The following is a 25,275-nucleotide window of genomic DNA, read 5'->3' as shown; positions in this document are numbered from 1 at the left end:
TTCTAAAAATGGTATAATTTATTCATAAGAGAGGTAATTATGACCAAATGGTATATATATAATAAAAAAAATAATTATTTATCAAATTTAAAAAATAAAAATATTAGCAAATTAGAAGCGTTAATACTTGCAAATAGAGATATAGTAGAGGCAGATTTAGTAGAAAGTTTCATAAATCCAAGCCTAGATAAACTACACGATCCATATTTATTTAAGGATATGAAAAAAGCCATTGACATAATTATTGAGACAATGGAAAACGGTGAATCTATTAGAATATTTGGAGATTATGATCAAGATGGAATAAGCTCGACTATGACACTTCTTGATGGTTTATTGTATTTTTATGATGATATAAGCTATGACATTCCTGATAGAATTATAGATGGATATGGAATAAGCGATAGGATGATTGATAGGGCAATTGAAGATAGGGTTAGCCTTGTAATTACCTGTGATAATGGCATTACAGCTATCGATAAAGTTAAAAAATTAAAAGAAAATAATATAAAAGTTATAGTAACTGACCACCACCAAGTTTCAAAAGTTGAAGAAGGGGAGTGGATAAAGCAAATTTTACCCCAAGCTGATTGTGTTATTAATCCAAAAAGATTAGATAATACTTATCCATTTGATGATTTGTGTGGGGCTGGAGTTGCTTTTAAATTAATGCAAGCCCTATACCAAAAACTTGAGGGAGATTTAGATTATCTTTATGGTCTTTTGGAATATGTTGCTATGGGAACAGTTTGTGATATTGTTTCATTAACTGATGAAAATAGGATTTTTGTAATAGAGGGTTTAAAAAGAATTAATAATACAGAAAAATTAGCTATAAAAGCCTTGGTTGAAGAAAATTCTTGGAATAAAGAAGTAAATGCATACACCTTAGGTTTTATTATTGGTCCTTGCATGAATGCAACTGGAAGACTTTCTACTGCAAAACTTGCAATAGATATGCTAATGGAAGATGATATAGAAAAAATCCACACCTATGCAAAAAAACTTGTAAGTTTAAACAATGAAAGAAAAGATTTGACAAATATCGGTCTTGAAAAAACTTTAGAAATTATAAAAAATAAAAAATATTATAAAGACGACATTATTATTGTTGATGTAGATAATATTGAAGAAAGTGTTTGTGGAATTATTGCTGGAAGAATTAAAGAAAAATTCAATAAGCCAACTATAATTATGACTGAGTCAAGTGATAAGGAAATATTAAAAGGTTCTGGTAGAAGTATTGAAGCTTATAATATTTACAAGGAAGTTTTTGAAATAAAGGATTTACTTGAATCTTTTGGTGGTCACCCTATGGCATGTGGTCTTTCAATAAAAAAAGAAAAGGTTAATGAATTTAGACAAAAATTAAATGAAAAATCTAAATTAAAGAAGGAAGATTTTGAAAATATAATAAATATAGATGCTCAAATTCCAGTTGAAAAACTTTCACTTGAATTTGCCCAAAGTTTAGAAAGATTAGAACCTTTTGGTAAGGATAATCCAAAGGCGAAATTTGCAGACAAAAATCTTATTATTAAAAATCTAAACATGATAGGAAAAAACAATAATACCATGAAAATGACCCTAAATAAAAATGGTCGTGATATTGATGCTATAATGTTTAACGCCAAAAAAGAATATAAATTATTAAATGATAAATTTAATTCAAATATTTTGGGAAATAAAATTGATGCTGTCTTTTATCCAGACATAAATGAATTTAGAGGTCAAAAGAATTTACAATTAAGATTGATTGATATAAGGTAGGTGATATTATGGCAAAAGACTTTCAAAAAGAATTTTTAAATTTTAAGAAAATAATCTTAAAAAATAATGAAAATGCAGATCTTAATTTAATAAAAAAAGCATATGATTTTGCTGAATATCATCACAGGGGTCAAAAAAGAAACTCTGGAGAAGATTATTTTATCCATCCTATTGCAGTTGCTGAAACTTTGTCAAATATGCAATTAGATGATCAAACAATTTGTTCAGGTTTAATGCATGATGTTTTGGAGGATACTCCAGTTACAGAAGATCAAATGAAAGATCTTTTTGGAGAAGAGATTACTTTTTTGGTAGATGGAGTAACAAAGCTTAAAAAATTAAATTATAAAACAAGAGAAGAAAAACAAGCTGAAAACATAAGAAAAATGGTCTTGGCAATGAGCAATGATGTAAGGGTTATTTTAATAAAACTTGCTGATCGTTTGCACAATATGAGGACTTTGGAATATAAGACTGAAAAAAAACAAAAGCAAACCGCAAGTGAAACCTTGGAAATATATGTTCCTCTTGCTCATAGACTTGGAATTTATACTATGAAGTGGGAGCTTGAAGATCTATGTTTTAGGTATCAAAAACCTGAAGAATATTATGAGCTTGCCCAAATGGTTCACAATAAAAGAAGAGAAAGAGAAGCCTATATAAATGAAATAATCGATACTTTAAATAAGGCTCTTTCAACTTCAAAAATTAATTATGAAATTTCTGGAAGACCTAAGGGTTTATATTCAATTTATAAAAAAATGAGTAGAAATAAAATTGAATTTAATGAAATTTATGATTTGACAGCTGTTAGAGTTTTAGTTGATACAGTTGCAGATTGTTATGAAGTTTTAGGAAAAGTTCATTCGATTTGGAGACCAATTCCAAATAGAATTAAGGATTATATTGGTCAACCTAAACCAAATGGCTATAGGTCATTGCATACAACTGTATTTGGCGAAGATTCCAAACCATTTGAAGTTCAAATAAGAACAAGGCAAATGCATTATGAATGTGAATATGGAATAGCAGCTCATTGGAAATACAAGGAAAATAGAAGTAAATCAACAGAATTTGATGAAAAACTTACCTTCATAAGACAAATTATGGAATGGCAAAAGGAAGGAGGTAAGGACGTTGATAGTAAGGAATTTCTTGACACCTTAAAAGGTGATTTTTTCTCAAAAGAAATTTATATCTACTCACCAAAAGGAGAAATATATTCCTTACCAGTAAATTCTTGTGCCATAGATTTTGCCTATAGAGTTCATACTGAAGTTGGAAATAAATGTGTTGGAGCAAAGGTTAATGGAAAAATCGTTCCATTTTCTCATAAACTAAACACAGGTGATGTTGTAGAAATTCTTACAAGCAAAAATTCCCAAGGACCATCAAGAGACTGGTTAAATATGGTCCAATCCAACCAAGCTAAAAATAAAATCAAACAATTTTTCAAAAGATACAGAAAAGAAGAAAATATTGAAATCGGTAAAGATTCTTTATTTAGAGAGCTTAGAAAAAATAAGGAAATTTACAAAAGAGACATCAAAGATGAGTGGCTTGAAGAAATTGCAAATGATTTAGGATATCCGACAGAAGATGAAATGTTTGCATCGATTGGATTTGGAAAAACTAATACTGATCAAATAGTTCAAAAATTAATTAAAAAATACAAAGATGAGCTACCTAAACAAATTGAAGAAATTGATATTACAAGGTCAAACAGCAAAAAATCTTATTCAAATGAAGTAAGGGTGAGCGATCTTGATGATCAAGTAGATGTTAAATTTGCAAAATGTTGTAATCCAGTTCCAGGAGATAAAATTGTAGGATATATAACTAAGGGCAATGGAATAAGTGTTCATGTTAGAAATTGTCCAAATATTACAAATTTAAAATCTCCAGAAAGATTAATTGATGTTTATTGGCAAAATGATTCTAATGATATGTTCCCAGTTAGAATTCAAATTACTACAAAAGATAAGACAGGAATTATTTTTGAAATAACAAAATTAATATCAGCTGAAAATGTAAGCATAGAAGCTATGAATGTAAGAAGTAATGAAAATCACGAAGGAATAATAGATATTACAGTTTTGGTGCCAAATACAGAAAAATTAAATGAACTTATTATGAAATTAAAGACAATAAAAATGATTGAGAGTATTTATAGGGTGAAAAGTTAATGAGAGCAATAGTACAAAAAGTAAAACAAGCAAGTGTTAAAGTTTCTGATGAGTTGATTTCAGAAATTGGACAAGGTTTATTGGTTTTTGTGGCAGTAAGAGATTCTGATACTGAAAAAGATATTGATTATATCAAAAAGAAAATTGAAAAACTAAGAATTTTTGAAGATGACCAAGGGAAAATGAACTTATCTGTAGAAGATGAAGGTGGAGAATTACTAATTGTAAGCCAATTTACCTTGTATGGAGATGCTAGAAAAGGAAATAGACCTTCTTTTGTAAATTCTTCTAGTGCCGAAAAGGCAGAAGAATATTATGAAATATTAATACAAAAATTAAAAGATGATGGATTTGATGTAAAAACTGGAAAATTCCAAACTCATATGGAAGTTTCTTTGATAAATGATGGACCTGTGACAATCCAATTAGATAGTGAGAGGTTGTATTAATGCATGTAAGAAAAATAACAGAAGGACCAATGATGGCAAATTGTTATGTGGTTTATGATGATAATAAAAATGGATTTTTAATTGATCCTGTTTATCCAGGTGGAAAAATTGAAAATTATATAGATAAGAATAAAATTAATATAGGATTTATTTTGTTAACTCATACACATTTTGACCATGTATTAGGACTTGATTATTTTAAAAATAAATTAAATGTAAAAGTTTATGCAAGTGAAGATAGCAAAGATATTGCAAATGATCCAGATTATAATTTATCAAGAGGATATTGTGATTTAGATTTAAAAATTGATTTTTATTTAAAAGATGGAGAAGTTTTTTCTGAGTATAAGATAAAGGCTATAAAAACTCCGGGTCACAGTTTAGATTCAATGTCCTATAAAGTAGAAGATGATATTTTTTCTGGAGATACCTTATTTAATTTATCAATAGGAAGAAGCGATTTTCCAGGTGGGAATTTTAATACATTAATAAATTCAATAAAAAATAAAATTTTTATATACGATGACGATACAAAAATTCATCCAGGACATGGGGAATCTACAAGTATTGCATTTGAAAAAGAAAATAATCCATTTTTAATTTAGGAGGTAGTATGGAATTTAAAAGAAGCCACATGTGTGGTGAGCTTAGAGAAGAAAATGTTGGAGAAGAAGTTGTACTTATGGGCTGGGTTGCCAAAAAAAGAAATCTTGGATCTTTGGTTTTTATAGATCTTAGAGATAAAACTGGTATAACTCAAATCGTAACACGTGAAGAAGATGAAAAAAATTATAAAACTGTAAAAGATGTAGCAGGTGAATATGTTCTTGAAGTAAAAGGTGAAGTTAGGGAAAGAGAATCCAAAAATCCTGACATACCTACAGGAAATATTGAAATAGTAGCTGAAAAAATAAATGTTTTAGATAAGGCAAAAACACCTCCTATTTATATAAAAGAAAATGACGATGTAAGTGAAAATTTGAAATTAAAATACAGATATCTTGATATGAGAAAACAATCAGTTCAAAAAAATCTAAAATTAAGATCTGATATTGTTAGAAGCATGAGAGAGTATATGTATGAAAATAAATTTACAGAAGTTGAAACACCATTTTTAACAAAGCCAACTCCAGAAGGAGCAAGAGATTATTTGGTTCCATCAAGAGTAAACCAAGGTAAATTTTATGCTTTGCCACAATCTCCACAATTAATGAAACAATTATTGATGATTGGTTCTTTGGATAGATATTTTCAAATTGTAAAATGCTTTAGAGATGAAGATTTAAGAGCAAACAGACAACCAGAATTTACCCAACTTGATATTGAAATGAGTTTTTCTAATCAAGATGATGTAATAAAAGTAAATGAAGGCCTATTAAAAACACTTTTTGATAAATTTACTGATTATGACTTAAAATTACCAATCCAAAGAATGGATTATTCAGAAGCTATGAATTCATATGGGTCTGATAAACCAGATTTAAGATATGGTTATAAGATTAATAATATTTCAGAAATATTTAAATATTCTGACTTTAAAGTTTTCACTGATAATATCAAAGAAGGTCATTCTGTAAGAGCAATCAATTTTAAAGGACAAGCATCAAATTATTCAAGAAAACAATTAGATAAACTAACAGATTTTGTAAAAGATTATGGTCTTAAAGGTATTAGTTTCATTAAATATAACAACAAGGATGATATAAACTCATCTATAAAAAAATTCTTAACTGATGAAATTATCGAAAGTTTAGTTGAAAAATTAGATATTTCTGATAATGATTTAATTTTAATTGGAGCTGATAAGGATAAAACAGTTCTTGAAGGTCTTGGAGCTTTAAGAAGAAAAGTTGCAAAAGATCAAAATCTTTACGAAAAAGAATATGCTTTTTGTTGGGTTGTAAACTTCCCTATGTTTGAATATAGCGAAGAAGAAGATAGATACGTTTCTCAACACCATCCATTTACAATGCCAAATGAAGAAGATATTGATTTGTTATTAACAGAACCTGAAAAGGTAAGAACTCAAGCCTACGATATTGTTATTAATGGAGATGAAATGGGCGGAGGTTCAGTAAGAATAAACAATCAAGAGCTTCAAGAAAAAGTATTTAAGGCTTTAAAATTATCTGATGAAGATATAGAACAAAAATTTGGTTTCTTTATAGAAGCTTTACAATACGGAACACCTCCTCACGCAGGACTTGCATATGGACTTGATAGAATGGTAATGCTATTTGCAAAAACTGATAATATTAAGGATATAATAGCATTTCCAAAAACTCAATCAGCAACTTGCCCATTAACTCAAGCTCCAAGCATAGTTGATCAAAAGAGCTTAAATGAATTAAGCATAGAGGTGAAAGAATAAGGGAGGATTCATGCAAACTATTAGCAAAAAAGGAATAGTTATAGAAAATTTAAATGGAAATGTAAAAGTAATGATACAAAAAGAATCAGGATGTGGTTCTTGTTCATCATGTGGTGGTTGTGAAATTAAACCATCATATTACACTACATTTACCAATGAGAATCTTAATCCTGGAGATTTTGTATATCTAGATTCTGATATAAAAACTGTTAATAAACTTTCATACTTCACTTATTTATTTCCAGTTTTTATGATGATTACAGGAGCTATTTTGGCAAATACTGTTTTTAAAGATATGTTTCTAGATAATAACTTGCTTACTGTTTTATTTATATTTATATTTTTGGCCCTATCTATATTTATATTAAGAATAATGGATAAGGGATATGAAAATAAAGATATAATTACAATAAGAAAAGCTTAATATAGATAAGGTTAGCCTTGCTAACTTTATCTATTTATTTATCTTAAATTAAATGGAGAAAAAAATGAACGCACCAATAGTTACATTAGTAGGAAGGACAAATGTAGGAAAATCTACCTTGTTCAATCGACTAGTAGGAAAAAGAAAAGCAATAACTGAAGATATAAATGGAGTTACTAGAGATAGGGTTTATGACAAGGTTGAATGGTTGAATCATGAATTTATACTAGCTGATACAGGTGGTCTTGATATATCAAACAAAGATTTAATGAATGTAGAAATCAAATCACAAGTTGAAAAAGCCTTATTAGAAAGTGATTTGATTTTATTTGTAGTTGATGGAAGAGAAGGAATTAATCCTCATGATTATGAAATAGCTAATGAAATTAGAAAATATAATAAAAAAGTTATAATAGTTGCAAATAAAATTGATGGATCAATAATTCCAGATCATATTTATGATTTTTATCAATTTGGTTTTGACGATTTAATTTCAATTTCTGCAGAAGGTTCAAAAAATCTTGGAGATTTATTGGATAAGATTGTTGACTCAATAGATTTTTCAAAATTTGATACAGATTTAGATGCTACAAGAATCGCAATTATTGGAAAACCAAATGCAGGAAAATCATCTTTGGTAAATCATTTATTAAACGAAGAAAGAATGATTGTAACAGATATTGCTGGTACTACAAGAGATGCTATAGATTCTTACTGGAAATACAATGGAAATAATTATGTATTAATTGATACAGCAGGTCTTAGAAGAAAAAATAAAGTTAGTGATAATATTGAATATTATGCTAATCAAAGAACTTTTGATGCTGTAGACAGCTCCGAAATTTGCTTATTTTTGATAGATGCAACTGTAGGAGTTACAGAACAAGATACAAAAATTGCAGGTTATGCTCACAATAAGAAAAAAGCAATAATAATTGCCGTAAATAAGTGGGATAAGGTTGAAAAAGAAACAAATACTATGAGAAATATGGAAAAAGAAATTAGAAATAAATTATCTTTTGCCCTATATGCTCCAATAATTTTTATTTCTGTTTTAAAAGGCCAAAGGATTACAGATCTTTTAAATTTAATTGAAATAGTAAATAGTAACTATCATACAAGAATAAAAACAGGTGTATTAAATACAATCTTGCAAGATGCGATAATGATGACAGCGCCTCCTCAAGATAAGGGTAAAAGACTTAAAATATATTATATATCCCAAGTTCAAACAGCCCCACCTAAGTTTTTACTTCACGTAAATGATAAAGAATTGATGCACTTTTCTTATCAAAGATATTTAGAAAACCAAATTAGACAAAATTATAGCCTTCAAGGCGTACCTTTTACTTTTGAAATTAGAGAAAGGAAAGAAAAATGAAATTTGTTTTAGTTGCAATTTTTTCATATCTACTCGGCTCAATTCCTTTTTCCTATATAATAGCAAAAACTTTTTTTAAAAAAGATATAAGAAGTATGGGAAGCGGAAATCCAGGAACTACTAATGTTTTTAGAAATTTCGGAGCTTTAGCAGGTTGTTTTTGCTTATTTTTAGACATGGCAAAGGGTCTTGTTGCAGTATATTTTTCTACATTTTTATTAGGTCAAAGATTTGGATTAACTGCCCTAGTGTTTGTAGTATTGGGTCATATATTTTCAATATTTTTAAAATTTAAAGGTGGAAAAGGAGTTGCAACTTCAGCTGGAGCTTTATTTGCATATGATATAAGAATATTTTTGTGCTTACTTATAGTTTTTTTAATTATATTTTTACTAACAAGAACAGTTTCAAAAGCATCCTTGACTGCAAGTATATTAGCTCCATTTATTTCTTATTATTTTCAAGGTTTCACTCCTTTCACTATAATAATCAGTCTAGTTGCCCTTACTATTATATTTGAGCACAGGGCAAATATAGTTAGGATTATAAACCACCAAGAAAAGAAGATGTTTTAGAGGAGTAATATGAAAATTTCAATAATAGGAGCAGGAAGTTGGGCAAGTGCTATTGCAGATTTTCTGTCAAATGAAAATGAAGTTTTAATGTATGCTAGAAATATTGATGATGTAAATAATATAAATAATTTACACATTAATAAAAAGTATTTCGAGGATATTAAATTAAGGGAAAATATTAAAGCTACAAACGATATAAATAAGTTGTTAGAAAATAAAATTATTATTAATGCTATACCAACTCAAAATATTAGAGAAGTTTTGAGTAAAATTAAAGATGGACTTGATGGAAAAATTTTAATAAACCTTTCAAAGGGTATAGAAATTTCAACTTTAAAAAGAGTTTCTGAGATAGTTTATGAACTTAATCCAAATTGTACTTATGCTATTTTAACTGGACCAAGCCATGCTGAAGAAGTCATTAGAAAAATGCCAACTGCATTAGTTTGTGCTTGTAAGGATGAAAAAACAGCTATAATAATTCAAGATCTATTTACAAAAGATTATTTAAGAGTCTATACTTCAACAGATGTTATTGGAGCTGAAATTGGGGGAGCTGTTAAAAATGTTCTAGCTTTTGGAATAGGCATGGTAACAGGTCTAGGTTTTGGAGATAATACCAAGGCTGCAATAATGACTAGGGGAATTTATGAAATGAATAAATTTGCCATAAGTGAAGGGGCTGATAGGAATACTATAAGTGGTCTTTGTGGAATAGGAGATTTAATTGTTACAGCAACAAGTATGCATTCTAGAAATAATAGGTGTGGGATATTGTTTGGTAAGGGTTATTCTTTGGAAGAGGCTTGTAAGGAAGTGAAAACTGTTGTAGAAGGAATTCCAACCACAGAGGCTCTTTATAAATTATCAAAAAAAGAAAATATTGAACTACCTATTACAAATGAAATATATAAGGTTATTTTTGAAGACAAAAATCCCAATGATTCAGTAGAAGTTTTGATGAATAGGGACAAAAAAAGTGAATATTGATTGGATGTGCTATGACTATAAAAGAAAATATTGATGATTTAAAAAAAGATTTAGAAAATTATGATGCAATGCTTTTGGCTGTAACTAAAACTCATGGCATAGATAAAATTATGGAAGTTTATGACTATGGCCTAAGAGATTTTGGTGAAAATAAAGTACAAGAATTAATAGAAAAAAAAGAAAAGATGCCTGATGATATAAATTGGCATTTAATTGGACACTTACAAACAAACAAGGTAAATAAAATTGTTGGAGAAGTTTCTTTAATTCATTCGGTTGATTCATTAAAAATTTTAAAAAAAATAAATAACCGAGCAAAATCTTTGTCAATTGTTCAAGATTGCTTGATTCAAATTAATGTATCAAAAGAAGAAAGCAAATCAGGTTTTTATGTTGATGAAATCGATAATTTAATAAAAGAAGCTAGCAAATTGGAAAATATAAAAATAAAAGGCCTTATGACAATGGCACCTAATACAGAAGATGATAATCTTATTAGAAACTGCTTTAAAGAGCTTAAAAAAATATTCGATAATTTATCCAATTTAAGTTATAATAATATTGAAATGAAATATCTTTCAATGGGAATGACACATGATTATAAAATTGCCCTTGAAGAGGGAGCAAATATAATTAGAGTTGGGTCAAAAATATTTGGTAAAAGGATGTACAAAAATGTTAGATAAATTTAAAGAATTTATAGGAATTGACGATGATTACGATGAATATGATGAAGAAATTGATGATCAAAAAGAAATAGCAAAAACTAGCGATAATACAGAAAAAACTTATAGTCCTAGTTCTACCTATGATTTTAATAGCTCAGTAAGTAAGGAAGATGAAAGATCAAATACTTACTCATCATTTTCAAACGATTATTCTTCTAATAACAAAAGTAGAAAAATTAGGGGAGGAGACAATATAGTAAGTATGAATTCAAATAATAGAAGTTTTGGTCAAAGCTCAGCAAGTTCTTTTAGAATTTCTATTCAAGAACCTTTAAGCTATGATGAAGATGGTCCAAAAATTGTTGATGATATTTTAGATAAAAAAGTTGTAGTATTAAATCTTGAAATGTTAGAAGTTGACAAGAAAAGACAAATCTTAGACTTCGTATCTGGTGCTGTTTATGCTCTAGAAGGAACAGTTGAAAAAGTATCAAAGGGTATTTTTGTAATTTGTCCTAAGGGAGTAAATATCGATAATTATGTAGAAGATAAAATTTCAAATGGAAATTACAACCAATTGTAAATTTAAAAATCTTTTATGAAATTAGAATATAATATAGATTTTGTTGAAGATAAGTCTGTAAAGGCAAATATAAAAAAAGCTATCTCTTTATTAGAAAAATCATTTTATACAAAAAAGGAAGTTTCAAGTTTTTTTCTAAATCCTTATGAGCTTTCTGTATTAAATGATATAGCAAAAATTAATAATATAGAGATAGTTTTTTTGTCATGCAATAAAGAATGCGAAAGAAATATATTCGTAGCAAATCCATATTCAAAAGAAATTGAATCTAAAGACTATATTAGTGTTTTAGAATTTCAACAAAATAATATTACTCATCCTGACGTTCTTGGAGCTCTTTTAAATTTGGGGCTTGAAAGAAATGATATAGGGGATATTTATATTGGAGATGGGCTTTGTGAATTTGTAATATTAAATAAAGACAAGGATTTTGTAAAATTTAATTTGACCAAAATTAAAAATGAAAGAGTAAGTCTTGATTTTAAAAAAGATAATATTTTATCTAAAAATAAAATAGAATATATTGAAAAAAGAGGCTTTATTTCTTCTTTAAGACTTGACAATATAGTTAGCGAATTTGTAAATCTTTCAAGATCCAAGGCTAAAACTTTAATCAAAAGACGTTTAGTTAAGGTGAATTTTCAAATAATAGATAATCCATCAAAAATTATTGAAGAAAATTCTCTCATATCAATAAGAAAAGAAGGAAGATTTATATTTGACAAAGTTATAGGAAAAAGCAAAAAAGATAATTATGACATAGAATATAGGAAGTATAAATGATTTACACGATTTTAATAATAGTTGGAATAATACTAGATAGACTTAGTAAAGCCTATGCAATTTCTCATTTTATAGAAAACCCCATTTTTACTAACTTTATTAATTTAATTTATGTAGAAAATAGGGGAGCTGCTTTTGGGATTTTACAAAATAAAAGGATATTTTTTATAATCCTAACCCTAGCAGTAGTTTTATATTTGTTGTATTATTTCATTAGAAATTTAAAAAGCAACCCAAAACTATTAAATATAGCCTTATCGCTAATAGTTTCGGGTGCATTGGGAAATTTCTATGACAGATTATTTCATGGATTTGTCGTAGACTTTATAGAATTTTCATTTTTTAATTTTCCAGTTTTTAATATAGCTGATATATTAGTTACAACTGGATCAATCCTATTGATTATTTTTATAGGATTTGGGAAAATGGATGGAGAAAAAAATGACAGTTCAAATAGGAAATGATTGGGATGAGATTTTAAAAGAGGAATGGAAAAAAGATTATTATTTAAATTTAAGAAAAAATCTAATCCATGAATATAAAAATCATACAATTTATCCAAGCATGTATGATATTTTTAATGCCTTAAAAAAAGTCCCTTATAAAGATGTAAAAGTTGTTATTTTGGGACAAGATCCTTATCACGGTCAAGGTCAAGCTCATGGTTTTTCTTTTTCTGTTCAAAAGGGGGTAAAAACTCCTCCGTCCTTATTAAATATTTATAAGGAATTGCACGATGACTTAGGCTTATATATTCCAAACAATGGAAATTTAATAAAATGGGCAGATCAAGGAGTTTTATTATTAAATTCAACTTTAACAGTTAGATCCCATCAAGCAAATTCTCACAAGGATATTGGCTGGTCTTTTTTAACTGACAATATTATTAAACTTTTAAATGAGAGAGAAAAACCTATTGTTTTTCTTCTTTGGGGGAAATTTGCCCAATCAAAAGAAAGTTTGATTACAAATAAAAGACATTTAATAATAAAAAGTGCCCACCCATCACCATTTGCAGCTCACAGAGGATTTTTTGGTTCAAAACCATTTTCAAAAACTAATGACTTTTTAATAAAAAATAAAATGAGCCCAATTGATTGGCAAATAGAAAACCTAGACTTATAGATCTAGGTTTTTTTCTATTAAAAATTTCATAATATTTAAAATATTTTCACACGAATATATCCCATCTTCCATTATAGAAATAAGATTTTTATTTATATCATATTTACCCTTATTTTTAAGCTTAAAATTATTGACAGTAACAAATCCTGAAGAATTTTTTGATAATTTTCCATATAAAACCATTATTTTAAGTTTAATAAGAGTTTCTCTTATTAAAAATGAATAATTTTCTCCTTGAAATAATGAACTTTCTAAACTTTTATCTGACAAAAATTCGAAATAACCAATATCTTTATCGATGTAAGCACTGTCTAGGTGAATTTTATAATTTTTTATTTTAAATGAAAGTTTATCATTTATTATCTCATCAAGATTTGAAATAGCCTCTGTTGCAATCAAATCATTTTTATTATGAATTAAGATTGGCCAGGGATTATTTCTGATTTCAATCTTATCATTTAGCTTACTTATAACCTTGTATCTTGACGGATCATTTCTTTCGATTCCAACAATTTTTTCGATATCACTAAGCTTCATTGATTCAAATTCTATTAATTTTCTTTTAGATTTAATAAATTTATATATGTCTACATTTTCTGGCCAAACTGGCTCTAGTTTATTTTCAATAAGTCTAATATTTAAAAATGGAAGATCAAAGATTTCTCCATTATAGGTAATTAATTTTTTATCATTAATTTTTTCTTTATAAATTTGAAGTAATTTAATTTCTTCTTCGTCATTTTTTGAAAAATATTGGTCTATATAAAATTTATTTTTTTTATAATCAAAATATATTAGTCCTAAAACTACAAGCTTATCTCTTTTTGGGTCCAGTCCTGTAGTTTCAATATCCAAAATACATTCATCTTTTTTTAAATTTTTTCCATAAAAAGGGTATCTAACACATAACATATTTTTACTATACCTTATATTTGCTTTATTTTCTTTGTAATAATATAATAAATAAGTTAAAGGATGTGATTAAATGATATACTTAGACAATGCAGCTACTACTAGAATGTATGATGAAGTTATAGATATAGAAAAAGATTTTGAAAAAAACTATTTTGCAAATCCATCAGCCCTACATAGCTTTGGTATGGATGTTGAAAACAAAGTAAAAGAAGCAAGAAAAATAATTGCAACTTATATAAATTCCAATGAAAATGAAATTTATTTTACAAAGGGTGCAACTGAATCAAATAATATAATAATAAATTCTCTTGCAAGTGAAAAAAATACTGCTATTACCACAAAATTGGAACATTCATCTGTAATTGATGCTTTTGATAATTCATCTTTTAAAGAAGTTAAGCTAATTTCAAATGATGATCAAGGCTTCATAGATCTAGATTCTTTAGAAAACTTAATCGATAATGAAACCAAGCTTGTTTCAATTATTTATGTCCAAAATGAGACTGGAAGTATCCAAGATATAAGAAAAATTTCAGATATTATTAAAAGAAAAAATAAAGAAATTTTATTTCACATAGATGCAACTCAAGCTTTAGGTAAAATTTCTTGTGATGTAAAAAAATTGGGTGTTGATGCCATGAGTTTTTCATCTCACAAAATCCATGGACCAAAAGGAATAGGTGGCTTATATATAAAAAATTCATTTAAAAGTAAAATAAAGCCCGTATTATTTGGAGGAAGACAAGAAATTTTCTCATCTGGAACTACAAATGCCCCTGCAATTTATAGCTTTGCCAAAGCCCTAGAATTATCAAATAAAAAAGAAGATTTTTCCTATATAAAAGACTTAAATACTTATTTAAGAGAAAAAATTGAAAATACAATTTCAGATATTCATGTAAACTCTGCAAATGAAAAGTCTAGTCCTTATATTTTAAATATTGCCTTTAAAAACATAAAATCTGAGGTTCTACTTCATATGCTAGAGTCAGATGATATTTTTGTAGCAAGCGGATCAGCTTGTTCAAAAGGAAATAATAGTAGAATTTTATCTGCCTTAAATTTGGATGAAAAATATATGGATGGATCTATAAGATTTTCATTTTCACATGAAATTAGTAAAAAAGATTTGGATTTTGTAGTAGAGAAATTAAACCAATACGTAGAAGAAATAAGAAAGGTGTTTTAATGGAAGATTTACTATCAGTAAGTTTTGGAGAATTATTTTTGAAAGGAAAAAATAGAAATAAATTTTTCAAAGCAGCAATAGATAATATTAAAAGAAATATAGATAATATTGGCTATGAGGATATGTATCTTGAAAGTTCAAAATTATATATAAAAGCCGATAAAAATAACTTTGATAATCTAATAAAAGAAATAAAAAAAGTTTTTGGCATAATTTATATTTCAGAAATTAAAAGATGCGATAAAAATAAAGAATCCATAGAAAATGCTCTAAAAGAAATTTTAGATAATATGGATATAAAAAACAAAACTTTTAAAGTTATAACTAACAGAGTTGACAAGTCCTTTGAAATAAAATCTCCAGAATTTTCACAAATGATGGGGGGATTTATTTTAAAAAATTACGCAAAGGATAATAATTTAAAAGTAGATGTACACAATCCTGATTTTAAGGTTTTTATCGATATAAAAAAATATGCATATGTTTATGCTAATAGGCACGAAGGAATAGGTGGACTACCAATAGGCTCAAGTGGAAATGGCCTTTTATTACTTTCAGGAGGAATAGATTCTCCTGTTGCAGGTTTTATGATGGCAAAAAGAGGCATGAAAATAGATTGCCTACATTTTCATTCTTATCCATTCACTTCAAAAAGAGCCTTACAAAAAGCTTTGGATCTAGGAAAAATCCTATCCCAATATACTGGAAAAATGAGAATTTATTCTGTCAATATGGCAGAAATTTATAAGTCTATAAATAGAAATTGTAGAAGAAATCAAACTACAATTTTATCTAGAAGATTTATGATGAGAATCGGTGAAAAAATTTCAGCTAAGAATAATTACAATGCTTTAATTACAGGAGAAAGCTTGGGACAAGTTGCAAGTCAAACTGTTGAGTCTATGGCAGTAATTGAAGATGCGACAAATCTTCCAATATTTAAACCTTTAGTAGCACTTGATAAAACAGAAATAATAGATAGGGCTTTATTTATTGGTTCATATGAAAAAAGCATAGAACCATTTGATGACTGCTGTTCAATTTTTGCTCCATCAAATCCAATTACAAAACCAAAACTAAAATATATAAAAGAAAGTGAAAGCAAATTAAATATAGAAGAGCTTGAAAATAATGCTATAGAAAATATGGAAATATTTGATATATAAGTTGACAAATCTTGTATTTATTGGTAATATATTATGGTAAACCGCTCAGTATGGGTACTGATCACCTTGACTGGCGAGAATCTAAATAGGAGGTGTACTATGTACGCTATAATTAAGACAGGTGGAAAACAATATAAAGTATCAGAAGGCGATCTTGTTAGAGTAGAAAAACTTAATGCAGAAATAGGAGATAGTGTAAGCTTTGATGAAGTACTATTAGTTAAAAACGATAGTGATTTAAAAGTTGGAACTCCAACAGTTGAAAATGCAAAAGTTGAAGCTACTGTAAAAGATCAAGCTAAAGATAAAAAAATAGTTGTGTTTAAATATAGACCTAAAAAAGCTTCAAAAACTAAAAAAGGTCACAGACAACCATATACTTTAGTTGAAATTAACAATATTTCTTGTTAATGATTGATGTTACTTTATTTATAAAAAACGAAGAAAGATTAGGATTTGTAATAAAAGGACATGCAAATTTTGATCAGCATGGATATGATATAGTTTGTGCTGCAGTATCAATTTTATCATATACGGCAGTAAATACCTTAGATTATTATGAAATAGAATTTGATTTTTTTGATGATAATAATGAAATGAAAATTTCACTAAAAAATCCTAATGAAAAATCAGAAATTATTCTAAATAATTTTGAAATAGGTATAAAAACTTTACTCACAAATTATAATGAATATGTTAATTTAAATTATAGGGAGGTTTAGGATGTTTTTAAACATAAACTTACAAAGATTTTCTAGTAAAAAAGGAGTATCTTCTTCAAAAAACGGTAGAGACTCTAACGCTAAAAGACTTGGCGTTAAAAGAGCTGATGGACAAACAGTAAATGCTGGTACCATTATCGTTAGACAAAGAGGAACAAAAATTCACCCAGGTGAAAACGTAAAAAGGGGTGGAGATGATACACTTTTTGCATCATGCAACGGTGTTGTTAAATTCGAAAGAAAAGGAAAAAATAGAAAACAAGTTTCTGTATATCCAAAGCAAGACATTGCTTAATAGAGAACCAGCTTGCCCACGGGCAAGCTTTTTTTGTAAAAAGGAAATTTACAATGATAGATTATGCAAAAATTGAACTTCAAGCCGGAAAAGGTGGAGATGGTGCAGTAGCTTTTCGTAGAGAGAAATATGAACCTACAGGTGGACCTGCCGGTGGTGATGGCGGAGATGGTGCAAGTATTTATATAAAAGCAACAAATTCCCTATCAACTCTTGAAGAATATAGATATAAAACTAAATATAAAGCCGAAAACGGCGAAGACGGAATGGGTAAAAAAAGATTTGGCAAAAAAGGCGAAGACTTAATTTTATTTGTGCCAGTTGGAACTGTTATTAGAGAAAGTACAAGTGGAAAAATTATAAAAGATTTGAAAAAAAACGGTGAAGAATTTCTAATAGCAAAAGGTGGAAAGGGTGGAAAAGGTAATGTTCATTACAAATCATCCACAAGACAAGCACCAAGATTTGCTCAAAAAGGAAAAGAAGGTCAAAAAATAGAAATAAGTTTAGAACTTAAAATTTTGGCTGATGTAGGTCTAGTAGGTCTACCTAATGTTGGAAAATCCACATTAATATCCGTGATTTCAAAAGCAAAACCAAAAATTGCAAATTATCATTTTACAACCCTTGATCCAAATTTAGGTGTAGTAAAAATTGATAAGGAAAGATCATTTATAGTTGCAGATATACCAGGCCTAATTGAAGGAGCAAATGAAGGCTTAGGTCTAGGACATGATTTTTTAAAACATGTTCAAAGATGTAAAATTCTTGTTCATTTGGTAGATATTTCAGGATTTGAAGGAAGAGATCCTATAGAAGATTTCGAACTTATAAATAATGAATTAAAATTATTTGATGAGAATCTATATAATAAATATCAAATTGTCGCTCTCAATAAGTCTGACCTAGATTATAATGAAAATTACAAAAAATTTGAAGAAAAATACGCAGATAAATATAAAATATTTAGAATTTCAGCAGCAACAACAAGTGGAATAAAAGAATTGATTGATGAAGTTTCAAAAGTTTTATATGATTTTGAAGATGAAAAATACAATCTTGATGAAGAAGTTGATGAAGCTTATCTTGATGAGTTTTATGATAAGTCTCTTGCAAGTGATGAACTAAACTTTGAAATAGAAGATGGAATTTATGTTTGCAGTGGCTATAGAATTGACAAGCTTTTAGAAAAAGTAAACTTAGATGATTACGATAGCAGAATGTATTTTGAAAGAAATCTTAGAGAAATGGGAGTTTTCGACAAATTTATTGAAATGGGAATCCAAGAAGGAGATTCTGTAGCTATCGGAGATATAGTCTTTGACTATTATGAATAGGAGAAAATATGATATCAGGAAAACAAAGATCTTATTTAAAATCTTTAGCTCATGATTTAAAACCTATTATAAATATAGGAAAAAATTCACTAACTGATGAAGTTATTGAAGCAATTGATGAAGCTTTAGAAAAAAGAGAATTGATTAAAATAAAAATATTAAATAATAACTTGGACGACAATGATGAAATTGTTGATGAGGTTATTGAAAAACTAAATTGTGAATTTGTTTCTCATTTGGGTAATATTTTTACCATATACAGAGAAAGCAAAAAAAATAAAAAGATAGATTTATAATGAGAATAGGTTTATTTGGTGGTACATTCGATCCAATCCATATTGGTCATATGATCATTATGGAAAATGTAATTAACTTTATGAATTTGGATAAGATTTATATTCTTCCAAATTCAAATCCACCCCATAAGTTGGAAAATAAAAAAACTAATATAAATTTAAGGTTAAAAATGATAGAAAAATCTATCAAAAACAACACTAAATTATGTATAAATGATTATGATTTTAAAGATAATAAAATTCATTATACTTATAAAACCATAAATCATTTTAAAATTACTTATCCTAATGACGAGTTTTTCTTTATTTTGGGCGAGGACTCATTTATGGATTTAGAAAAATGGAAAAACTACCAAGAAATTCTTGATGAAAATTTAATTATTTTTAAAAGAGAAAGTGGTAAAAATTCTTCACTCTTATCTAAAATTAATAAGATAAAAAAGTATAATAAAAATATATATCTGATCGATAATTTATCATTAGATATTTCATCAACACTAATAAGAAATTTGGTGAAAAATAATAAAAGTATAAGATATCTTGTAGATGATAATGTAATAAAAATCATTGAAGAGGAGAATTTATATGTTTGATTTTTCAAAATATGAGGATAAGTTAAAAAAAGATATTGGTGAGAAAAGATTTAACCATGTTCTAAGAGTTAAAGACATGGCTTTAAAATTAAATACAAACATAGATACAGAAAAAATTAAAACCGCTGCATTACTTCATGATTGTGCAAAGTATAATGAAAAATATTATTTAAAAAAATATAAAAAATATTGCGAATTTTCAGATGAAGTCATTGATAATAAATTAATCTTACATTCATTTTTAGGACCAATTGTTGCTAAATATGAATATGGTGTAGATGATATTGAAATTTTAAATGCAATTAAATATCACACAACTGGTAGAGAGAATATGACAAATTTTGAAAAAATAATTTTTCTAGCGGATGCTTGCGAAGAAAAAAGAGATTATGAAGGTGTAGATAAGTTAAGAAAACTTGCTTTTAAAGATTTGGATGCAGCGGTTTTATTTAGTTTAGATGCGACCATAAAGTCTTTAGTTGATCGAAAAATAATTATTTTTCCTTTAACAATTAAGGCTAGAAATTATTTATTAAGGAAGAAAAATGGGTAAATTAGATGTTATAGTAAAAACTTTAGAAGATAAACAAGCCTATGATATTAAAGTTATTGATCTTGAGAATAAATCATCAGTAGCAGATTATTTTGTCCTTGCTACTGGAAATTCAATAAATCAAAATAAGGCTTTAATAGAATATATCGAAGAAAATCTAAAAAAAGAAGGATTTGATGTTTTATCTGTAGAAGGCCTAAGAGAAGGAAAATGGATATTGATGGACTGTGGTGATGTAATAGTTCATATATTTTCATCTAATCAAAGGGAATTTTATAATATAGAAGATTTATGGGAGTCATAAATTATCGTTAATTGAGGTATTTATGGAAACTGATAAAAAAGATAAGCTTATTATAGCTTTGATAATTGGAATTGTTATTGTTTTATCTCATAATTTTGTAAGTAGTCAAAAAAGTGATGATCTTGTATTTGAAAATATAAGTTCATCACTTGATGATAAAAAACAAACAAAACTTATAAATAATAATGATAATAAAGAAAAAAATGAAAAAGCCACTATTAAAAAAATACATATAAGTGGAGAGATAAATAAACCAGGAGTTTATGAAATAAATGATGATTATAGGTTAGAAGACTTGGTAAATGATGCAGGTGGTCTTACAGAAAATGCTGATTTAAATAAAATTAATTTAGCATTGAAGCTTGAAGATCAAATGAGAATTATTATTCCCAATGTAAATGACAAGGATAATAATGAAAATAATATGACAAGTCAATTAATAAGTCCAATCAATCAAAATGATAATAAAAAAGTAGACATAAATACAGCTGACAAAAGTGAGCTTATGACCCTACCTAATATAGGTGAAAAAAGAGCGGATGCTATTGTTGAATATAGACAAAAAAATAAATTTAATAAAATTGAAGATATAAAAAATGTATCTGGAATTGGGGATAAATATTTTGATGCTATGAAAGATATGATTGTAGTAAATTGAGGAGTTAATATGAAATTATCAACAAGGGGTAGGTATGGTCTAAGAGCTATACATTATTTAGCAGAAAATGAAGATAATGGATATATTTCAGTTTCTGATATTTCAAATGCCTTAAAGTTGCCAGAAAATTACTTAGAACAATTAATTAGAATACTCAAAAGAAATAATTTGGTAATATCAGCAAGAGGAGCCAAGGGAGGATATAAACTTTCTAGAAAATCTAGTGAAATTACAGTTGGAGATGTATTAAGAATTCTTGAAGGTGAAATGACTTCAAGTGAGTGTGTTGCTGATAGAAACAATTGCAATAATGAAGACTGCGAAGCTTACTATGTTTTTGCAAAAATAGATGATGCAATCAATAAAGCAGTCAATTCAATAACTATTAAAGATATGGTTAATGAAAAACTATAAATAGGAGAAATTTATGAGAAAACTTGGAATGAACGAACTTAGAAAAGAATATTTAGACTTTTTTGGATCTAAAAAAAATCATACAGTATTAAAATCATTTTCATTAGTGCCTGAAGATGATGATTCTTTACTATTAATAAACGCTGGAATGGCACCTCTTAAAAAATATTTTACTGGTGAAAAGAAAATGAAAAATAATAGAGCCACATCTTCTCAAAGATGTATAAGAACTGGTGATATTGAAAGAGTTGGTATTACAGAAAGACATGGAACCTATTTTGAAATGCTTGGAAACTTTTCTTTTGGAGATTATTTTAAAAGAGAAGCCATTCATTGGGCGTATGAATTTTTAACTGAGAATCTTGAAATTGATAAAGAACTTTTATGGGTTTCAGTTTACGAAAATGATGATGAAGCATTTAAAATCTGGAATGAGGAAATAGGTCTTTCAAAAGATAGGATTTTAAGATTTGGAAAAGAAGATAACTTCTGGGAACTTGAAGTTGGTCCTTGCGGTCCAGATTCAGAAATTTTTGTTGATAGGGGAATTGAAAAAGCTGTTGATGAAAATGATAATAGACCTGGAAATGATGATTCTGATAGATTTATGGAAGTTTGGAACCTAGTTTTCACTCAATTTAATAAAAATATTAACAAAGAATACACTCCTCTTGCTCATCCTAATATAGATACTGGAATGGGACTTGAGAGAATGGCAATGGTCCTTCAAAATAAAGATAATATTTTTGAAATTGACGTAAATCAAAATATTATTAAAGAAATTGAAGAATTAGCAAATAAAAAATATAAAGAAGATAAAAAAGATGATATTTCTATAAGAGTAATTGCAGATCATGCCAAGGCTATGACTTTTATGGTGTCAGATGGAATTAGGCCTTCAAATGAAAAAAGAGGCTATGTTCTTAGAAGACTAATAAGAAGAGCTTATAGACATGGTAAACTTTTAGGAATAAAAGGAGAATTTTTATCATCAGTTATTGAATATGTTATAGATTCTTATAAGGTTGAATATGACGAATTAGTAAAAAATAAAGATAAAATCATTAGTGTCATAGAAAAAGAAGAAGAAAATTTCCAAAAAACAATTGATAGTGGATTGGATATTTTAAATGAATATATAAAAGATTTAAAAGATAATAAAAAAGATACTTTAAATGGAGAAGATGCTTTTAAATTATATGACACTTATGGATTCCCACTTGATCTTACTAAAGAAATTCTTACAGAAAATAATTTAAAAGTTGACACGGAAGCTTTTGATGAGCACATGGAAAATCAAAGAAATTTAGCAAGAAATGCTAGAAAATCTGATGCTGGCTGGTCACTTGAATCAATAAATGTTGATGAATTTAATAAAACAGAATTTCTTGGCTATGATAATTTAGAAGTAAATGCAAAAATAATTGGTCTATTTGATAATAAAGAGAAAGTAAACTTTATAAAAGAAGGTCATAAGGGTATAATTATTAGTGATAAGACTTCTTTTTACGCTGAAGGCGGTGGACAAGTTGCTGATACTGGATATGTAATTACAGATTCAGCTAAAGCAAAAGTTTATAATGTTCAAAAGAAAAAAGATGTAATTATTCATTATGTAGAAGTTATCCAAGGCGAAATATCTAAAAGTTGTGCTTTATTTAAAGTAGACAAGGAAAGAAGATTAGACATAACTAGAAACCATACTGCAACTCATCTTTTAGACCAAGCTCTTAGAAATGTATTAAATAGTGATGTTAAACAAGCAGGATCTTTAGTTGATGAAAATAGATTAAGATTTGATTTTACTTATCCAAATTCTTTAACAGATGATCAGATAAAAAATGTTGAAGATGAAATCAATGAAAAAATTAGACAACAATTACCTGTAAGTAAAAAAGTAATGTCCTATAAAGAATCTGAAAAACTTGGTGCTATTGGTTTATTTGAAGATAAGTACAAAGATATGGTTAGAGTTGTTTTGGTAGGTGATTACTCAAAAGAATTATGTGGTGGTTGCCATGTCAACAATACATCTGAAGTTTTAATGTTTAAAATAATTCAAGAATCTTCAGCTGCTTCTGGAATAAGAAGAATTGAAGCAATAACAGGAAGAAAAGTTTACGAATATTTAAACAAAAATCTTAGATTAATCAATGTAATTTCAAAAACTTTAAAAACTAACCCAAACAATATTTTATCAAAAGCTGAATTATTAAATGATGAAATTAAGAATTTAAAATCTGATATTCAAAAATTAAAAGAATTTAATGAAAAAGATATTTACAAAGATATTGAAAATGAAGTAAAAGATGCTAATGGCATAAAACTACTAGTTCATAAATTTGAAAATGAAGATCTTGATACATTAAGAAATTTTGAAGAAAGAATTAAAGATAAATATAAAAATTTAATCATTGTATTTGCAACTGTAAAAAATAATAAAATTATATTTACAGCTTCTGTTTCTGATTCATTAACTGATAAATATAGTGCTGGTGATATAGTAAAAGAAGTAAGTAAAATAACAGGCGGAAACGGTGGCGGAAAGAAAAATTTTGCTCAAGCAGGAGGAAAAGACATTTCTAAGCTAGATGAAGCTTTAGAAAAAGTTTATGATTTAATATAAGGAGAAATTATGTCAGACAAAAACTTAAACGAAACTATGCGTTTTAATCCTCAAGAGGAAAAAAAAGTTGATATAAGAGAAACTCTTACTAAAGTTTATGAAGCTTTAGAAGAAAAAGGATACAAGCCTACAAACCAAATTATAGGATATTTAGTAAGTGGAGATCCTACTTATATAACAGCTCACAAAAATGCAAGAAAACTTATAAGACAAGTTGATAGAGATACTATCCTTGAAGAAATATTAAAATATTATATAAATGAGTAGAATTATGGGAATAGACTTGGGTGATAAAACAATTGGTGTGGCTTTAAGCGATCCATTTTTTATCACCGCCCAAGCCTATGTTACAATTAATAGAAAAAAAACAAGTTTAGATATTAAAAAGCTTACAGAAATAATTGATGAAAAAGAAGTAAATTTAATAGTTATTGGACTTCCAAAAAATATGAATAACACCTTAGGTCCTCAAGCCATGAAGGTGATTTCTTTTGTCGATTTATTGAAAAAAGCCACTGATACTGAAATTAAATATCAAGATGAGAGAATGACAACTATGCAATCGGATCAAGTCTTAAATGATATGAAAGTTGATAAAAAAAATAGGAAAAAATATATAGATAAGATTGCCGCCTCTTTTATTTTACAAACCTACCTAGATGGGAGAAATAATGGATAAGATAATTTTAACAGATGAAAATAATAAAGAAGTTGAATTTAATATAATAGATACATTCGGAGTAGACGATAAAGATTATGCTGTTTTAGAGCCAATAGACGAAGATTTTTTACTTATTTATGAAATTATTAAAAATGATGATGCTATTAGTTTTAAAACTATAGATAATGATAAAGAATTGGACGAGTTAATAAGAATATACGAAAATATGAAAGAAGATTAA

The 25,275-nt window shown here is 27.4% G+C and carries 31 protein-coding genes; 30 read left to right on the top strand and 1 reads right to left on the bottom strand.

The annotated features are described in order from the left end of the window. Positions 1–39: 39 nt before the first annotated feature. From recJ to BN2087_RS06595, 14 genes are all read left to right on the top strand, one after another. Positions 40–1,770: a single-stranded-DNA-specific exonuclease RecJ gene (gene recJ, locus BN2087_RS06660; protein ID WP_049691048.1), complete on the top strand. Its 1,731-nt coding sequence runs from the start codon at positions 40–42 to the stop codon at positions 1,768–1,770. Between the two features lie 8 nt (positions 1,771–1,778). After that, on the top strand, positions 1,779–3,956 hold the full coding sequence (locus BN2087_RS06655; RefSeq protein WP_049691047.1) for a RelA/SpoT family protein: 2,178 nt from the start codon (positions 1,779–1,781) through the stop codon (positions 3,954–3,956). After that, a complete protein-coding gene (gene dtd / locus BN2087_RS06650) occupies positions 3,956–4,405 on the top strand; it encodes a D-aminoacyl-tRNA deacylase (RefSeq protein ID WP_049691046.1) in 450 nt (149 codons plus the stop codon). Before BN2087_RS06655 ends, dtd begins: the two co-directional genes overlap by 1 nt. Next, the gene (locus tag BN2087_RS06645) at positions 4,405–5,010 is read left to right on the top strand and encodes an MBL fold metallo-hydrolase (protein WP_049691045.1); all 606 of its coding nucleotides are present in this window, start codon (positions 4,405–4,407) and stop codon (positions 5,008–5,010) included. The genes dtd and BN2087_RS06645 overlap by 1 nt, the downstream gene beginning before the upstream one ends. 8 nt (positions 5,011–5,018) lie before the next feature. Next, positions 5,019–6,776: an aspartate--tRNA ligase gene (gene aspS / locus BN2087_RS06640; RefSeq protein WP_049691044.1), complete on the top strand. Its 1,758-nt coding sequence runs from the start codon at positions 5,019–5,021 to the stop codon at positions 6,774–6,776. 10 nt (positions 6,777–6,786) lie between these two features. Beyond that, complete coding sequence (locus BN2087_RS06635) at positions 6,787–7,200, top strand: SoxR reducing system RseC family protein (protein ID WP_049691043.1); 414 nt, start codon at positions 6,787–6,789, stop codon at positions 7,198–7,200. 64 nt (positions 7,201–7,264) lie between these two features. Then, the gene (der, locus tag BN2087_RS06630; RefSeq protein WP_049691042.1) at positions 7,265–8,581 is read left to right on the top strand and encodes a ribosome biogenesis GTPase Der; all 1,317 of its coding nucleotides are present in this window, start codon (positions 7,265–7,267) and stop codon (positions 8,579–8,581) included. Continuing rightward, on the top strand, positions 8,578–9,156 hold the full coding sequence (gene plsY / locus BN2087_RS06625) for a glycerol-3-phosphate 1-O-acyltransferase PlsY (RefSeq protein ID WP_049691041.1): 579 nt from the start codon (positions 8,578–8,580) through the stop codon (positions 9,154–9,156). Before der ends, plsY begins: the two co-directional genes overlap by 4 nt. A gap of 9 nt (positions 9,157–9,165) precedes the next feature. Further along, positions 9,166–10,146 (top strand): NAD(P)H-dependent glycerol-3-phosphate dehydrogenase, encoded by a 981-nt coding sequence (locus BN2087_RS06620; RefSeq protein WP_049691040.1) that lies wholly within the window; start codon positions 9,166–9,168, stop codon positions 10,144–10,146. Positions 10,147–10,157: 11 nt separating this feature from the next. Then, complete coding sequence (locus tag BN2087_RS06615; RefSeq protein ID WP_049691039.1) at positions 10,158–10,832, top strand: YggS family pyridoxal phosphate-dependent enzyme; 675 nt, start codon at positions 10,158–10,160, stop codon at positions 10,830–10,832. Continuing rightward, on the top strand, positions 10,822–11,397 hold the full coding sequence (locus BN2087_RS06610; RefSeq protein WP_049691038.1) for a cell division protein SepF: 576 nt from the start codon (positions 10,822–10,824) through the stop codon (positions 11,395–11,397). The genes BN2087_RS06615 and BN2087_RS06610 overlap by 11 nt, the downstream gene beginning before the upstream one ends. Positions 11,398–11,412: 15 nt before the next feature. Next, positions 11,413–12,180, top strand: a complete 768-nt coding sequence (locus tag BN2087_RS06605) for a YlmH/Sll1252 family protein (RefSeq protein WP_049691037.1) — start codon at positions 11,413–11,415, stop codon at positions 12,178–12,180. Beyond that, entirely contained in the window at positions 12,177–12,644 is a 468-nt protein-coding gene (gene lspA, locus BN2087_RS06600) for a signal peptidase II (RefSeq protein WP_049691036.1), read from the top strand. The genes BN2087_RS06605 and lspA overlap by 4 nt, the downstream gene beginning before the upstream one ends. Beyond that, positions 12,622–13,305 (top strand): uracil-DNA glycosylase, encoded by a 684-nt coding sequence (locus tag BN2087_RS06595; RefSeq protein WP_049691035.1) that lies wholly within the window; start codon positions 12,622–12,624, stop codon positions 13,303–13,305. The genes lspA and BN2087_RS06595 overlap by 23 nt, the downstream gene beginning before the upstream one ends. Here the strand turns inward: BN2087_RS06595 and BN2087_RS06590 are convergent. Continuing rightward, positions 13,300–14,217 (bottom strand): ribonuclease H-like domain-containing protein, encoded by a 918-nt coding sequence (locus BN2087_RS06590; protein ID WP_049691034.1) that lies wholly within the window; start codon positions 14,215–14,217, stop codon positions 13,300–13,302. The genes BN2087_RS06595 and BN2087_RS06590 overlap by 6 nt on opposite strands. A 73-nt stretch (positions 14,218–14,290) precedes the next feature. Here BN2087_RS06590 and BN2087_RS06585 point away from each other — a divergent pair, with 73 nt between their 5' ends. The 16 genes from BN2087_RS06585 to BN2087_RS06510 all read left to right on the top strand — a co-directional run bounded on the left by BN2087_RS06585 (position 14,291) and on the right by BN2087_RS06510 (position 25,275). Further along, positions 14,291–15,409 carry a cysteine desulfurase family protein gene (locus BN2087_RS06585; protein WP_049691033.1) on the top strand — a complete coding sequence of 373 codons (1,119 nt, stop codon included), beginning with the start codon at positions 14,291–14,293 and terminating at the stop codon, positions 15,407–15,409. Beyond that, the gene (gene thiI / locus BN2087_RS06580; RefSeq protein WP_049691032.1) at positions 15,409–16,575 is read left to right on the top strand and encodes a tRNA uracil 4-sulfurtransferase ThiI; all 1,167 of its coding nucleotides are present in this window, start codon (positions 15,409–15,411) and stop codon (positions 16,573–16,575) included. The genes BN2087_RS06585 and thiI overlap by 1 nt, the downstream gene beginning before the upstream one ends. 99 nt (positions 16,576–16,674) lie before the next feature. After that, entirely contained in the window at positions 16,675–16,986 is a 312-nt protein-coding gene (gene rplU, locus BN2087_RS06575; RefSeq protein WP_049691031.1) for a 50S ribosomal protein L21, read from the top strand. After that, positions 16,986–17,297 (top strand): ribosomal-processing cysteine protease Prp, encoded by a 312-nt coding sequence (locus BN2087_RS06570; RefSeq protein ID WP_049691030.1) that lies wholly within the window; start codon positions 16,986–16,988, stop codon positions 17,295–17,297. Before rplU ends, BN2087_RS06570 begins: the two co-directional genes overlap by 1 nt. A gap of 1 nt (position 17,298) precedes the next feature. Continuing rightward, positions 17,299–17,592: a 50S ribosomal protein L27 gene (gene rpmA, locus BN2087_RS06565; protein ID WP_004816704.1), complete on the top strand. Its 294-nt coding sequence runs from the start codon at positions 17,299–17,301 to the stop codon at positions 17,590–17,592. Positions 17,593–17,645: 53 nt separating this feature from the next. Then, complete coding sequence (obgE, locus tag BN2087_RS06560; protein WP_049691029.1) at positions 17,646–18,929, top strand: GTPase ObgE; 1,284 nt, start codon at positions 17,646–17,648, stop codon at positions 18,927–18,929. A gap of 8 nt (positions 18,930–18,937) precedes the next feature. Then, positions 18,938–19,225: a ribosome assembly RNA-binding protein YhbY gene (gene yhbY / locus BN2087_RS06555; RefSeq protein ID WP_049691028.1), complete on the top strand. Its 288-nt coding sequence runs from the start codon at positions 18,938–18,940 to the stop codon at positions 19,223–19,225. Further along, the gene (nadD, locus tag BN2087_RS06550; RefSeq protein ID WP_049691027.1) at positions 19,225–19,818 is read left to right on the top strand and encodes a nicotinate (nicotinamide) nucleotide adenylyltransferase; all 594 of its coding nucleotides are present in this window, start codon (positions 19,225–19,227) and stop codon (positions 19,816–19,818) included. The genes yhbY and nadD overlap by 1 nt, the downstream gene beginning before the upstream one ends. Then, positions 19,811–20,371 (top strand): bis(5'-nucleosyl)-tetraphosphatase (symmetrical) YqeK, encoded by a 561-nt coding sequence (yqeK, locus tag BN2087_RS06545; protein ID WP_049691026.1) that lies wholly within the window; start codon positions 19,811–19,813, stop codon positions 20,369–20,371. The genes nadD and yqeK overlap by 8 nt, the downstream gene beginning before the upstream one ends. After that, positions 20,364–20,675, top strand: a complete 312-nt coding sequence (gene rsfS / locus BN2087_RS06540) for a ribosome silencing factor (RefSeq protein WP_049691025.1) — start codon at positions 20,364–20,366, stop codon at positions 20,673–20,675. Before yqeK ends, rsfS begins: the two co-directional genes overlap by 8 nt. A gap of 22 nt (positions 20,676–20,697) precedes the next feature. Beyond that, positions 20,698–21,333: a ComEA family DNA-binding protein gene (locus BN2087_RS06535; RefSeq protein WP_049691024.1), complete on the top strand. Its 636-nt coding sequence runs from the start codon at positions 20,698–20,700 to the stop codon at positions 21,331–21,333. A 9-nt stretch (positions 21,334–21,342) separates the two neighbouring features. Continuing rightward, on the top strand, positions 21,343–21,747 hold the full coding sequence (locus tag BN2087_RS06530; protein ID WP_049691023.1) for an RrF2 family transcriptional regulator: 405 nt from the start codon (positions 21,343–21,345) through the stop codon (positions 21,745–21,747). A gap of 13 nt (positions 21,748–21,760) precedes the next feature. Next, positions 21,761–24,373 (top strand): alanine--tRNA ligase, encoded by a 2,613-nt coding sequence (gene alaS / locus BN2087_RS06525; RefSeq protein WP_049691022.1) that lies wholly within the window; start codon positions 21,761–21,763, stop codon positions 24,371–24,373. Between the two features lie 9 nt (positions 24,374–24,382). Beyond that, positions 24,383–24,640 (top strand): IreB family regulatory phosphoprotein, encoded by a 258-nt coding sequence (locus BN2087_RS06520; protein WP_049691021.1) that lies wholly within the window; start codon positions 24,383–24,385, stop codon positions 24,638–24,640. Further along, positions 24,633–25,052 (top strand): Holliday junction resolvase RuvX, encoded by a 420-nt coding sequence (gene ruvX / locus BN2087_RS06515; protein ID WP_049691020.1) that lies wholly within the window; start codon positions 24,633–24,635, stop codon positions 25,050–25,052. The genes BN2087_RS06520 and ruvX overlap by 8 nt, the downstream gene beginning before the upstream one ends. After that, entirely contained in the window at positions 25,045–25,275 is a 231-nt protein-coding gene (locus BN2087_RS06510) for a DUF1292 domain-containing protein (RefSeq protein WP_049691019.1), read from the top strand. Before ruvX ends, BN2087_RS06510 begins: the two co-directional genes overlap by 8 nt.

Source organism: Anaerococcus jeddahensis (assembly GCF_001182725.1).
Lineage (GTDB): Bacteria > Bacillota > Clostridia > Tissierellales > Peptoniphilaceae > Anaerococcus > Anaerococcus jeddahensis.
This window is presented reverse-complemented; position numbering and strand designations above follow the sequence as displayed.